The organism is Chitinophaga parva (assembly GCF_003071345.1).
GTDB classification, from domain to species: domain Bacteria; phylum Bacteroidota; class Bacteroidia; order Chitinophagales; family Chitinophagaceae; genus Chitinophaga; species Chitinophaga parva.
On sequence record NZ_QCYK01000002.1, the window covers coordinates 2,101,347 to 2,114,558 of the forward strand.

A 13,212-nucleotide genomic window follows, 5' to 3' on the forward strand; every position below is an offset into this window, starting at 1 on the left:
TAACGCACATAGACCATGTTCAAGGACAAAACTTTGTTGATCACCGGTGGTACAGGCTCATTTGGTAATGCTGTACTGAAACGCTTTATGAATACGGATATCAAAGAGATCCGCATTTTCAGCCGTGATGAGAAGAAACAGGAAGATATGCGCATTTTCCTGCGCAATGATAAGGTGAAATTTTACCTGGGGGATGCCCGTGACTTCCGCAGTATTGACAATGCCATGGAAGGGGTGGATTACATCTTCCACGCCGCAGCGCTGAAACAGGTGCCTTCCTGCGAGTTCTATCCCATGGAAGCCGTGCGCACCAATATTCTTGGTACGGAAAACGTGCTGGAAGCAGCCATTAAGCACCGCATTGAAAAGATCATCTGCCTGGGTACGGATAAAGCGGTATATCCCATCAATGCCATGGGTATTTCCAAGGCAATGATGGAAAAAGTGGCTATTTCAAAAGCACGCCTGCATACCAAACCCCTGATCACCTGCACCCGCTATGGCAATGTGATGGCCAGCCGTGGCTCCGTGATCCCCCTGTTCATCTCCCAGATCAAGGCTGGCAAACCGCTCACCATCACCGACCCGGAAATGACACGCTTTATGATGTCGCTGGACAACGCCGTGGAACTGGTGCTGTATGCCTATGAGCATGCCCACCCCGGTGACATTTTTGTGCAGAAGGCGCCCGCTGCTACTATTATGCAGCTGGCCCAGGTGCTGCAGGAGATCTTCAGCGCCACCAACGATATCCAGGTGATAGGCCCCCGCCATGGTGAAAAACTGTATGAAACCCTCCTGACCCGCGAGGAGTACGGCAAAGCCCAGGATGAAGGCGGCTACTTCCGCATTCCCAGCGACGACCGTGACCTGAACTATGCCAAATATTTTTCTGAAGGCAACAACCGCGTGGCCCAGTCAGAAGACTACCATTCCCATAATACTTACCGGCTTACCAACGAAGAGCTGCGCGATATGCTGCTGGCGCTGGATTACGTGCAGGAACAACTTACGGCCACTCCTGAAATGCTGGCTAAATAATGGAAGGTGTAACACTGCTGAAGGGCGGCGCTCACACAGATGCCCGGGGACAGATCGCTTTTGTGAATGACTTTCAATTCCCCGGTGTAAAGCGCTTTTACCAGATCACCCACCCGGATACTTCGGTAGTGCGTGCCTGGCAGGGCCACCAGGTAGAACATAAATATTTCTACGTGGTAAAAGGCAGCTTTGCGGTCGCATGGGTACAGCCGGATGACTGGTCCAAACCATCCGCAATGCTGCCCGCTTTCTATGAAACATTAAATGCCGGTCATCCCGCGGTGCTCAGTGTGCCGCCTGGTTTTGCCAACGGCATTAAAGCACTGGAAAAAGATTCGGTATTACTGGTCTACTCAAACCTTACCCTGGAACAATCTGCTGAGGACCGCTGGCAGTTTGATGCCGGCCTTTGGCTGGACTGGAACAACATATGATATGAAAAAAATAGGCATTACCGGGCAGCAGGGATTCATCGGCAGTTATCTGTATAACACAGTGAGCCTGCTCAAGGAAGAATTTACCCCTGTTCCTTTTGATAGATCTTTTTTTGACGACGCTGCAGCCCTGGAAGCGTGGGTGAAAGAATGCGATGTGATCGTGCACCTGGCGGCGATGAACCGCCACCCGGATGCGCAATTTATCCATGATACCAACGTGGAGCTGGTGACCAAACTGCTGGAAGCCGTGGCAGCAGCGGGTTGCAAGCCCCATGTTATTTTCTCTTCCTCCACCCAGGAGGTAAGGGATAACCTGTATGGACAGTCCAAGAAAAGCGGCCGTGAGCTGCTGGCTATCTGGGCCAGGGAGAACGGTGCTGTGTTTACCGGCCTGCTCATTCCCAATGTATACGGGCCTTTTGGCAAGCCGTTCTACAACTCCGTAGTGGCCACTTTCTGCTACCAGCTTACACATGGGGAAACACCGAAGATAGACCAGGATGGCTACCTGAAACTGATCCACGTGGATGAATTGTGTAAAGAGATCCTCCGCGTGATCCGCGGGGAAGTAAATGCCGCAGAACTGGAAGTGGCGCATACCAGTGAAAGTTACGTGTCTGAATTGCTTGCGCAACTGCAGGAATTCCGGGCCCTGTATTTTGAACAGGGTATTTTCCCGGAACTGCCGGATGTGGCCAGTGTACATCTCTTCAATACTTTCCGCAGCTACATAGACCAGGGTACCCATTTCCCCGTAAAGCTGAAGCAGCATGCGGACAACCGTGGCGTGTTTGTAGAAATGATCAAGCTGCAGCAGGGGGGACAGGTGTCTTTTTCGACCACCCACCCGGGCATTACCCGTGGCAATCATTTTCACACCCGGAAGATAGAACGCTTCCTGGTGATCAAAGGCAAGGCATTGATACAACTGCGCAAGTACAACACGGAGGAGGTACTCAATTTTGAACTCGATGGCAGCGAACCGGCTTATGTGGACATGCCCACCTGGTACTCGCATAACATCAAAAATACCGGGGAGGAAGAATTGATCACGGTTTTCTGGATCAATGAATTCTTTGATCCCAATGATCCCGATACTTATTTTGAAACTGTTTAACAGCTAAGCAAAGTGAAAAAACTGAAAGTACTGACCGTAGTGGGCACACGCCCGGAGATTATCAGACTGGCACGTGTACTGGCCAAGCTGGATGCATCTGCAGCCATAGACCATGTGCTGGTGCATACAGGGCAGAACTATGATTATGAGCTGAACCAAATATTTTTTGAGGACCTGGGGCTGCGCAAGCCGGACCACTTCCTGGAAGCTGCCGGTAAAACGGCCACAGAGACCATCGGCCAGATCCTTATTAAGATAGATCCTGTCCTGGAGGCGGAAAAGCCGGATGCATTCCTGGTGCTTGGGGATACCAACAGTTGCCTCTGCGCCATCCCGGCCAAGAAGCGCAAGATCCCTATCTTCCACATGGAAGCAGGCAACCGTTGCTTTGACCAGCGCGTGCCGGAAGAGACCAACCGTCGCATTGTAGACCACACCAGCGACATCAATCTCACTTATTCTGATATAGCACGCGAATACCTGCTGCGGGAAGGCTTGCCGCCCGATCGCGTGATCAAGACCGGCAGCCCTATGTTTGAGGTGCTGACCCATTACCTGCCCAAGATCAGGCAATCCAATGTACTGGAAACATTGGGCCTTAAGGCGGGTGAGTACTTCGTGGTATCTGCACACCGGGAGGAGAATATCAGCTCAGAACGTAATTTCAATAACCTGGTGACCACGCTTAATACCGTGGCGCAAACGTATAAGTTGCCGGTGATCGTGAGCACCCACCCGCGGACGCGCAAGATGATCGAGGCAAAGAACGTGCAGTTTGATCCCCTGGTACAGCAGCTAAAGCCATTTGGCCTGAGCGATTATATTTCCCTGCAAATGCAGGCCAAGGCAGTATTGTCAGACAGTGGTACCATTTCCGAAGAGTCTTCCATTCTCAATTTCCCGGCGCTCAATATCCGCCAGGCGCATGAGCGCCCGGAAGCCATGGAAGAAGCGTCCGTGATGATGGTAGGCCTCAACCCGGAGCGTATCATGCAGGGCCTCGTGGAGCTGCAAAACCAGCAGCGGGAGCCGCGCAATTTCAGGCCGGTGGCTGACTACAGCATGCCCAATGTGTCTGATAAAGTGGTACGTATTATCCTGTCTTACACGGACTATGTGAAGCGTGTGGTATGGAGTGAGCAATTGTAAAATCTTAAAATAAGTGACCGTGGCGAAGATCCTGATCCATTCAATTGTGTTTAAACCCGATGGGGTGTCTACCGCATACCTGTATGCCGACCTGGTAAGTGAGCTGAAAAAATACGGGCATGAACTGGTGGTGCTTACATCTACGCCACATTACAATAAAGTAGAAAGCGCCATTGCCGCGCAACCGCTTATCAAACGCCGGGGAGGCCTCTATTACACCAGTATGTATGATGGCGTAGAGGTGTATCACATTCCCATGACCAAGGCTAAGGGAACCCTGCGCCGCATCGTGGACTTTATTAAATTTCATGTGTTGGGACTAGGCATTGGCCTGTCCCTGAATAAATTTGACGTGGTATTGTCACCTTCCCCGCCGCTCACCATTGGCGTAGTAGGCGCACTGATAGCAGGTTTGAAAGGAGGGAAGGCTATTTACAATGTGCAGGAGATCTACCCGGATTTTGCTATTAACCAGGGAGTGGTGAAGAATGGGTTGCTCATTAAGGTGCTGAAAGGCATTGAAAAATTTATCTATAACCGCAGTGCCGCTGTGGTGACCATTGATGATAAATTCTCTGACATTATCCGCCCCCGTTTTAAAGATGTGCGCAAGCTGCACGTTATTCCAAACTTCGTGGATACACAGCTATACATGCCGGGTGCACGCCACAACGCATTTTCTGCGCAGCATGGGCTGGATGATAAATTTGTGATCGCTTATGCGGGTAATATCGGTTTTGCGCAGAACTGGGAACCGGTGCTGCATGCGGCAAAGGCGCTGGAGCACCTGCCTGTAACCTTCCTCATTGTGGGCGATGGCGTGCGTAAGGCGTGGCTGCGGGAGCAGATCGCGGAGCGGGGCATCAATACGATCCTCCTGTTAGACTACCAGCCCCGGGAAGCCATGCCCCTGATCAATGCCAGCGCAGACCTGCATACGATTGTGATGAGTGCGGATATGGATAACGACGGGTTCCCGTCCAAGATCTATACTATCCTGGCATCCGGCCGCCCGGTGCTGGTAAGCACCGGTAGCGATTCCCCCCTGAGTAACCTGATGCGTAAAGCAAACGCCCAGCGCAAGGTAGGGCTCAATGATAATGAAAGCTATGCGGCGGCAATTGCCAAAGCATATGCAGAAAGAGAACAATTGCCGGCGGAAGGAGCCGCGGGAAGGGCTTTCATTGAAGGCAATTATTCCAAAGAAGCTGTGGCCATGCAGTATCATCAGTTGATACAACGTATAGCCGCGCCAGTTAGTGAACAGGGACAGTCCATCCAGGTGCCTGACACCATGGTGGTGTCCAACCAGAAAATTTAGAGCCATGAAAGTATTGATAACAGGTGCTTCCGGCTTTGTGGGCAGCAACTTGCTGCCTTACCTGCAAGACCGGCAGGTGACCGTGCAGCGGGTATGCCGCACGCCGGAAATGCAGGATGATGTGAGCTGGACAGATATTCGCAATTTGAAACCAGTGCCGGGTGTTGATGTTTACATCCATCTTGCCGGCAAAGCCCACGATACCAAAAATGTGAGCGATCCCAGTGCTTATTTTGAGATCAATACCGGCCTTACCAAAACGTTCTTTGATCATTTTTTGCAGAGCGAGGCCCGGGATTTTATTTATTTTTCCAGCGTAAAGGCCGTAGCTGACCAGGTGGACGGCATTCTTACTGAAACGCCGGATACATTGCCCAGGACAGCTTACGGGCAATCCAAACGGGAGGCGGAACTGTACCTGCTGAATGCCACTTTGCCCCGTAATAAACGCGTGATCATTTTCCGTCCCTGCATGATCCATGGTCCGGGTAATAAGGGCAATCTGAACCTGCTTTACAGCGTGGTACGCCGAGGGATACCTTACCCGCTGGCCGCCTTTAAGAACCAGCGTTCTTTCCTGAGCGTGGAAAACCTGAACTATGTGGTATACCAGCTGTTGCGCCACCCGGGCGTGCCGTCCGGCGTGTATAACCTGGCAGATGATGAGGTGCTCTCCTCTAACGAGCTGGTAGCCCTCATTGCAGATACCCTGGAGTGCAAGGCCCGCCTGCTCAGGGTGCCCAAGGGAGCCCTGCAGTTCCTGGCAAAGACCGGAGACCGCCTGCACCTGCCCCTGAACTCCGAGCGGTTACAGAAACTCACGGAGAGTTACGTGGTGTCTAACACCAAGATCAAGTCCGCGCTCCGTATAGAGCACATGCCCGTATCTGCCCGCGACGGATTATCACTCACGATTCAAAGTTTTTTCCGGCATAATTAGTTCGTATGATCTACCTGTTACTTGTATTGGTGTTCTTTGGGGCCATGCTGGTGTATTTCCGCGTGGCAGACCATTACAGTATCATTGACAAACCCAATGAGAGAAGTTCGCATTCCCGCATCACCATTCGCGGCGGAGGTATTATATTCCTGGTAGCGGCACTTGCCGCGCTGACACTGCATCCCCGTGATTTTATGCTGCCGGCGTTCGGCGTCCTGGTGATCGGCACTATCAGCTTCCTGGATGATGTGTACACCTTGTCAAACCGTATCCGTATTGTGTTCCATATAACGGCGGTAACGCTGATGTTCCTTTACCTGGGCGTTTTTACCTACCTGCCATGGTACATGATCCTGGGGCTGTATGTGCTGGTCATTGGCATTATCAACGCGTATAATTTCATGGATGGTATCAACGGCATTACCGGTGCCTACAGCCTGGTGGTATTGGGAGGACTGCAGTATGTGAATTATTACCGGGTGCCGTTTGTACACCCGGATATGCTCTGGCTGCCAATGCTGGCCTGCGTAGTGTTCCTGTTCTTTAATTTCCGCAAAAAGGCAAAATGTTTTGCGGGCGATGTAGGCAGTGTTACCATTGCCTTTTGGGTACTCACCCTGTTGTTGAAACTGATTTTGCAAACAGGAGATTGGAGCTACCTGTTGTTCCTGGCGGTATATGGCATAGATGCAGTGCTCACCATCCTGCACCGCTTGCTGCTGCGCCAGAATATTTTCAAGGCCCACCGGCTGCATTTTTACCAGATCCTGGCTAATGAAAAGAAGGTGCCCCACCTGGTGGTAAGCAGCGCCTATGCAGCGTTGCAGGCCCTTGTTATTGTATTGGTGATAAGCGGGGTCCTCGCATCGCCGTTGGCCATCTGGACAGCAGTACTGGTGCCACTGGCTGCCTGTTATACATTGGTAAAACCCCAGTTGATGACGCGCGGCATATGAAGGAGATCCTGATCTATGGCACTGGCGGGCACGCCCGCGTACTGGCAGACCTGGCGGGCGCCTGCGGCCTGCAGGTACTGGCTTATTTTGACGATGCCGCTGGGGGAATGCCTTATAGCACGGCTTTCCGGCCGGAGGTGCCTTTGCTGTGCGGCATTGGCAACAATAAAGTGAGAAAGCTGATAGCAGAAAGGTCCGTGCATATTTTTGCCACGTTAGTGCATCCCACTGCAGTAGTAGCGGCCAGTGCGGAGGTGGGTAAGGGAAGCGTAGTGCTGGCCGGCGCGGTACTGCAGGCCAGCGTGCAGGTAGGCAAACACGCCGTCATCAACATGAATGCCGCTGTAGACCATGATGTAATAGTGGGCGATTATGTGAGCGTTTATCCCGGTGCTTACATTGGTGGCGGCGCGGAAATAGGCGAGGGCGCTGTCATTGGCCCTAATGCCACCGTACTGCGGAACGCCAAAGTGCCCTCCTGGACGGAAGTGCCGCCAGGTGCGGTTTTTGGATGAATTATTGAATAAATGAAGCCATAATTGAAAAGCCTGCGGTTTTGTACTGCAGGCTTAGTCGTTTCCAGGATATATCCGGTCTTCTATTGCAATGCCTTCAATGCGGACTTCCCATACTGCATCAGCAGGGAATCATGGTAATCACTGAAATTATTCTGCTGCCTTTCATCGTCCCCCAGTTGATCCTTATGGTACCGGTACAGGTATACGTCTGCCCCCCACCATACAATGCCCTTGAAGAGGGGATTGCCTTTTCCAGCTTTTGTTATGGATTGTAAATACCTGGAGAATTCATCCTGCGGTATCACGTGATTGGCGTCCCTGGCAGAACTGGGATGCCAGCGGTGCCAAATAAATGGCATTACCGGTTTGTTGATCCTTACGGCAAAGGATAGAATGTGCTGCATGAAACCCTGCACATTGTCGGCATTATCACTATTCAGATCCGCGCCCGTGAGAAAGCGGCTGTTGCGTTCATAGAGCGAGGGGAAGAGGATATCCGCTTCTTGGAACAGGGGGGATAGCTTCTGGCAGGTGGCATCCCAGCTGCCGGCACTGTTGCGGGCAAAATTATTATACGGTAAGCCATAGAAGCCCCAATATACATTAGGCCTGGTGGCTTTGGCAATGCGGATGGCCTTGATGAAATAGTCATTCACCGCACTGTTAAAATCCGCAGAACCTCTATCGGCCTTCCGCATAGTACTGTAGGGCGCCGATTCAATATCCAGCACACCGATGCCACCCTGCTGCGGATCGGGGAATGCGCGGGTAATGGCCGCCCTCAGGGAATCTGCATTGACCTGGTGCACGCGCTGCGGATCAATGCTGCCTTCGTATATGATGCGCACCTGCGTGCTAATATTGTTTTGCCGGAAAAAATTCCCGGCCGTAGTTCCGTAGTCATCCATACCAACGTACAAACGGGGCGCATTACCGAGCGCAAGCTTTTGTGCTACTGTTGTGCTCGCTGTAACACAAAGAGACAATACAGGAAATAAGAGGGAGCGCGCAACACGCCCTAGTTGTTTAGTGGCCATCACTGTGGGTTTGAGACGATGGATCCTTTTCAAAAAGCAGGCCTGGCTGCCGCCGGCCTAAAAGATTAACACAATTCTAATCAATATTTCCCGGTTACAAGCACCCGCCCCTAACACAAAGATGTATAATAACATATAAGTTATAATTTAATTATTATTGAATTAAAGAATATCTTTGTTCCGCACCACAACGCGCCCGATGAAAACCTTATAGTAGATACCTATTTGAAGTGATCGTGTCCTATGAAAGCTATTTCCGCTGGTCTTGCCCGCCGGTTGTTCCCTCTTTGCTGCTGGTTAGGCATCCTTTTATCAGCAACTATCCAATCTGACGCACAGGATGTGTCAATTACAAACCCGTCTCTGGAAGGACCTGTCCATATTGGTGATCCGCCCCCGCCATGGGTGCGGGTAGGCAAAACACCGGACACCCAGCCTGGCATTGCCGGCATCAGCCTGTCCGCCAGCGATGGGAAGACCTACGTAGGCGCCATTTTCTCCAACGGCTGGCAGGAGGCCTTCTCCCAGCAGTTATCCGGTACGCTCCGTGCCGGCCATGTATACACGATGTCGTTCGATCTTGCTTATCCGCCCAGGTACGCGGAAAACATACTCTGTGCAGGCTCTTTTGCCGTGTGGGCAGGCAATAGCCTGGGAGAAAAGGCGGAAACACTCTGGGTGTCCCATGCATTCTATAACACGGAATGGAAGCGTTTCACTGCCACCTTCCAGCCCAAGCACGACTATAGTTATCTCACCGTGGGGCCTTACCTGGAAATGTCCTGCGGTAAAGGTTATTACACTGGTGCCCTGGTAGATAACCTTTCCGGCAACATCCGCGAGGTGCCGGTGGTGACCATCTCTTCCCGGGCCACCTGCAGGGATTTTAATTCTGGCGAGGCTTCCGTAAACGTGGTTTCCGGCGTAGGCCCTTACAACTACGAATGGGAGCAAACCGGCCTCCGGTCTGCCCATGCCGCCCACCTGGCCGCAGGCGGTTATACGGTGCGGGTACGCAGCGCCAATGGTACAGACACGGTGATGTCTGTAAACGTAGGCCAGATAGACCTGCAAACCACCGCCAGCGTGATAGACGCCAGCTGCTATGGCCTGCCGGATGGGCAGGTATCCCTGCAGCCCAGCGGGGGCAACGCGCCGTATACGTACAGCTACGATGGTGGCCGCACCTTCAGTGACAACGCAGTGCTGAAAGGCGCTATGGCCGGCAGTTACAATATAAAAGTGAAGGATGCCTGGGGCTGCGGCATCGCCATGGATGGGATAGTGGTAAACCAGCCGGAGGGGCTGCGCATCACGGATTTGAAAAATTTCCCCACCAGCTGCCGTGAAAGCAACGATGGCAAAATACTCCTCACGGCAACAGGCGGCACCGCACCTTACCTGTACAAAGTAAACGGGGAAAGCTGGCAGGGCGATAGTGCGTTCATAAACCTGGCCCCGGGTACTTACACCTACCAGGTATCTGACGGTCATAACTGCACGGTGCAGGGAAGCACGGAGATCACGCGGGATGAAGTGACCTGCGCGGTGATCATCCCCACCGCCTTCTCACCAAACGGTGACGGGAAGAACGATGTTTTCCGCTTATGGATGCACGATGCGGTGACCAGTTACCGGCTTACGGTATACAACCGCTGGGGCTCCATGGTTTTCGCCACCAGCGATCCGGGGATGGGCTGGGATGGCATGGACCATGGTCGTAAGGCGGAGATAGGCCAATACCTCTGGATGGTCACTTATACCAATGGTAAGAACCAGGCTATGAAACAAACGGGGAGCCTGTCGTTGATACGCTGACCTTAGAGCTGCTGGTTTTTGAACCCATAGGTCTCCAGCATACGCACTATTTTCCTGCGCTGGCCCAGTTCTTCCAGGGCCTCCAGGTGTTTATGATGATGAATGTCCGTGCCTACGTAGTCCACCAGTTTTGCATCAATGAGGCGCTCCGCAATTTTCTGGATGGGCTTCCCGTAATAACCGGCCAGGGAGAGCAGGTTCACCTGCAGTTGCACACCCTTGGAGCGGATGGTTTCATACTGGCTGAAATTTTCATGCATATACATGTAACGTTCGGGGTGGGCCAGCAGGGGTTGATAGCCGGCGGTTTCCAGTTGGAAAAGCCACTGGTACATGGGTGCCTGTGAAAAGGCCATGGATACTTCTACCAGCACCAGCTTGTCTTTGAGGGTGAGTAAAGGTTGGGTGAGCCGCTCGTCAATGGTTTCATCCAGGTAGTACTCCGCTGCGTAGTGCAGTGGCACGTTAAGGCCCTCTTCCCGCATGGCCGCCTGCAGTTGCTCATACGCAGGCTGCAAGGTGGCGGGGGAGTTATCATAGCGTTCTGATTTTATGTGCGGCGTGGTAATAAAATGGCGGATGCCCCAGGCTTGCAGCTGGCGCATAAAGTGAATGCTGGTAGCGGTGTCCTGCACGCCGTCGTCTACAGCGGGGAGCAGGTGGGAGTGAAGATCGGTGCCTATGCAGGCCAGGAATCCTTCCGTTTGCACGGGGTCCGGGTTTCGTTTAAAGAATAACATGAACGATGCGTTTTGCGCGGTTTTACAAACTTAAGCATAAATGTAAAGGCCCGCGTGTTCCTTGCGCAGGCAAAGCCTGTGCCGGTCTGCCGGGATGGGCAATAACATATCAATAACACCTATACCTAAGCGCCATGACATAGACTGTACTAACTTCGCATTGCAATCGGGGAAAATACCGTGTTGCCGGTGGAAGTGAGCTCCTGCTTCCCCGTCCTGTGCTATCTTTCCTGGACCCAAACCTAAGCCAACAACGCATCAGCGTTTTTTCTCTATGCTACCCGCCTGGAATCGCGGGGACTGCCAGCGGGACTGCCCTTTAGATCTTCCCGGTGCTGACCGGCTATTTGTGGAGCACCAGCCGGAGATCGTAGCAAACCGCGCTGACAGCTATTGCCAACTTTATTGAGTTTGTATGCTGGATGTATTACGGTACGTCGGGGACGTAACCTGTGCCAACTTTAGATGTTTTGGGTTGCTCTTATTGCTAAATGGTTTTACTACCGGCGCCCTGGCCCAAACGGCAGTCATGCCGCCGGACGGCGCAGGCCTGGGAAGCAATAACAGTACCGCCACCGGCGTGGATATTCCCATCACTAATCCCTCGTTTGAAGACGGGGCGCAGGTGGATGCTGCACCCAAAGGCTGGTTCAAATTCGGGCAAACGCCGGATATTCAGCCTGGCATTAGTGACATTCACCACGCACCATCTGATGGTAACACCTACATGGGTTGCCTGCATGCGCCTTTTTATGACGAGGCCATTGGCCAGCAACTCGCCGCGCCTATGAAGGCCGGCGTTACCTACACCGTTTCTTTCGACCTGGCTTACCCGCCTTATTATTCCACCGGCATTTGCAGTGGTTCCTTTGCTATTTATGGCAGCAATGCCGCCGCGGAAAAACAAGTATTGCTCTGGCACACGGAAAACTTTATGCACAAGGACTGGCAGCGTTATACCGCGGTGTTCACCCCCGCCACAGACCTGCGGTACATCATCATTGGCCCGGATAATGATGCGGGTTGCGCATCCAGCCGCTACACCGCCACCCTCTTTGATAACTTTGCTACTGCGCTACACGCACTACCCGTGATCAGCACGGAAACGACAGGCGCCTGCGCAGGTAGTGAAAATGGCAGCGCACGGGTAAAGATCGCGGACAATACCACCGGCTACCAGTATTTATGGACACCGGGAAATTACACCACCGCAACCGTGAATAACCTGCCCGCAGGTACTTACAATGTACGCGTTACAGATGCAATGGGCATTGTAAGCAACCGTACCGTGACCGTGGGCACCACTGCGCTGAGCGTTACCCCGCACATAACACCGCCCACCTGCAGTAACCGTAATGATGCCGCCATTACGCTCAGTACCGTTGGCGGCAAGGCTCCTTATACCTACAGTATGAGCAGCCTCGCCGTCCGGGATGTACCACAGTTCAGCAACCTGGCCGCCGGTACTTACAGCGTAAGCGTGCGCGATGCGGCAGGATGTGCCACCGTGGTGGATGGCATTGACATTGATAACCCGCCGGTGTTACGGATCGATAATATCACCACTCATCCCATCACGTGTGATAATGAGGAGCCCCAGGTATCCATTGTGCCGGATGGGGGCGTGGCACCTTACAGCTATAGCGTAGATGGCATACATTGGCAGGCGGAAAACAGCTTCACCCGCCTGGATGCCGGTAATTACGAAGTGCTGGTAAGTGATGCCAACCATTGCCAGGTAAGCGGCACCGCCAGCGTAACCCGCAATGATGCCCAATGCGCGGTAGTGGTGCCCAATGCTTTTACCCCGAATAACGATGGGCGCAATGACATCTTCAAACCCAGGGCATACGCCAACATCATGAACTACCGCCTCACTATTTACAACCGCTGGGGCCAGCCCCTGTTCGACACCCGCGACCCCAGTACCGGGTGGAACGGGTATTTCAAAGGACAGTTACAGGAAGCAGGCGCTTACGTGTGGGTGCTCATTTACCGCGATGCGCAGGGACAGGACCGCAAACAGACCGGTGCGGTAACCCTGGTGAGGGGCTAAACCGGGCGTGCCATTGAAGTGTTAACAATTTTATAAAATCGTTTGCTGCAACGCTTCCCCTATTTTTGAGGCAGTCATCCCG

The 13,212-nt window shown here is 52.8% G+C and carries 12 protein-coding genes; 10 read left to right on the top strand and 2 right to left on the bottom strand.

Translation table 11 applies throughout. The features are described from left to right. The first annotated feature begins 15 nt into the window (after positions 1-15). The 8 genes from DCC81_RS18675 to DCC81_RS18710 are packed head-to-tail and all read left to right on the top strand — an operon-like array spanning position 16 to position 7,476. Complete coding sequence (locus DCC81_RS18675) at positions 16-1,041, top strand: polysaccharide biosynthesis protein (RefSeq protein WP_108688088.1); 1,026 nt, start codon at positions 16-18, stop codon at positions 1,039-1,041. Continuing rightward, on the top strand, positions 1,041-1,475 hold the full coding sequence (locus DCC81_RS18680) for a cupin domain-containing protein (protein WP_108688089.1): 435 nt from the start codon (positions 1,041-1,043) through the stop codon (positions 1,473-1,475). The genes DCC81_RS18675 and DCC81_RS18680 overlap by 1 nt, the downstream gene beginning before the upstream one ends. A gap of 1 nt (position 1,476) precedes the next feature. Further along, the gene (locus tag DCC81_RS18685; RefSeq protein ID WP_108688090.1) at positions 1,477-2,595 is read left to right on the top strand and encodes a polysaccharide biosynthesis C-terminal domain-containing protein; all 1,119 of its coding nucleotides are present in this window, start codon (positions 1,477-1,479) and stop codon (positions 2,593-2,595) included. Positions 2,596-2,607: 12 nt separating this feature from the next. Further along, complete coding sequence (gene wecB, locus DCC81_RS18690; RefSeq protein ID WP_108688091.1) at positions 2,608-3,744, top strand: non-hydrolyzing UDP-N-acetylglucosamine 2-epimerase; 1,137 nt, start codon at positions 2,608-2,610, stop codon at positions 3,742-3,744. 19 nt (positions 3,745-3,763) lie between these two features. After that, entirely contained in the window at positions 3,764-5,065 is a 1,302-nt protein-coding gene (locus DCC81_RS18695; RefSeq protein WP_165806638.1) for a glycosyltransferase family 4 protein, read from the top strand. Between the two features lie 4 nt (positions 5,066-5,069). Further along, complete coding sequence (locus tag DCC81_RS18700; protein ID WP_108688093.1) at positions 5,070-6,005, top strand: NAD-dependent epimerase/dehydratase family protein; 936 nt, start codon at positions 5,070-5,072, stop codon at positions 6,003-6,005. Between the two features lie 5 nt (positions 6,006-6,010). Then, positions 6,011-6,961: an MraY family glycosyltransferase gene (locus tag DCC81_RS18705; RefSeq protein WP_108688094.1), complete on the top strand. Its 951-nt coding sequence runs from the start codon at positions 6,011-6,013 to the stop codon at positions 6,959-6,961. After that, on the top strand, positions 6,958-7,476 hold the full coding sequence (locus DCC81_RS18710; RefSeq protein ID WP_108688095.1) for a PglD-related sugar-binding protein: 519 nt from the start codon (positions 6,958-6,960) through the stop codon (positions 7,474-7,476). The genes DCC81_RS18705 and DCC81_RS18710 overlap by 4 nt, the downstream gene beginning before the upstream one ends. A gap of 83 nt (positions 7,477-7,559) precedes the next feature. On the opposite strand, the gene DCC81_RS18715 is transcribed toward DCC81_RS18710, so the two are convergent. Further along, on the bottom strand, positions 7,560-8,327 hold the full coding sequence (locus DCC81_RS18715) for a hypothetical protein (protein WP_165806639.1): 768 nt from the start codon (positions 8,325-8,327) through the stop codon (positions 7,560-7,562). A gap of 531 nt (positions 8,328-8,858) precedes the next feature. Between DCC81_RS18715 and DCC81_RS18720 the strand changes: the two genes are divergently transcribed. After that, entirely contained in the window at positions 8,859-10,334 is a 1,476-nt protein-coding gene (locus DCC81_RS18720) for a T9SS type B sorting domain-containing protein (protein WP_165806640.1), read from the top strand. Between the two features lie 2 nt (positions 10,335-10,336). Here the strand turns inward: DCC81_RS18720 and DCC81_RS18725 are convergent, their stop codons facing one another. Continuing rightward, entirely contained in the window at positions 10,337-11,074 is a 738-nt protein-coding gene (locus tag DCC81_RS18725) for a tyrosine-protein phosphatase (protein WP_108688098.1), read from the bottom strand. A 475-nt stretch (positions 11,075-11,549) separates the two neighbouring features. Between DCC81_RS18725 and DCC81_RS18730 the strand changes: the two genes are divergently transcribed. Next, the gene (locus tag DCC81_RS18730) at positions 11,550-13,130 is read left to right on the top strand and encodes a T9SS type B sorting domain-containing protein (RefSeq protein WP_165806641.1); all 1,581 of its coding nucleotides are present in this window, start codon (positions 11,550-11,552) and stop codon (positions 13,128-13,130) included. Positions 13,131-13,212 lie beyond the last annotated feature (82 nt).

Bases quoted from the DNA above. Each gene is read 5' to 3' on its own strand.
- DCC81_RS18710 (WP_108688095.1), top strand. From the start codon at position 6,958: ATGAAGGAGATCCTGATCTATGGCACTGGCGGGCACGCCCGCGTACTG.
- DCC81_RS18700 (WP_108688093.1), top strand. From the start codon at position 5,070: ATGAAAGTATTGATAACAGGTGCTTCCGGCTTTGTGGGCAGCAACTTG.
- DCC81_RS18685 (WP_108688090.1), top strand. From the start codon at position 1,477: ATGAAAAAAATAGGCATTACCGGGCAGCAGGGATTCATCGGCAGTTAT.
- DCC81_RS18680 (WP_108688089.1), top strand. From the start codon at position 1,041: ATGGAAGGTGTAACACTGCTGAAGGGCGGCGCTCACACAGATGCCCGG.
- DCC81_RS18675 (WP_108688088.1), top strand. From the start codon at position 16: ATGTTCAAGGACAAAACTTTGTTGATCACCGGTGGTACAGGCTCATTT.
- DCC81_RS18705 (WP_108688094.1), top strand. From the start codon at position 6,011: ATGATCTACCTGTTACTTGTATTGGTGTTCTTTGGGGCCATGCTGGTG.
- DCC81_RS18725 (WP_108688098.1), bottom strand. From the start codon at position 11,074: ATGTTATTCTTTAAACGAAACCCGGACCCCGTGCAAACGGAAGGATTC.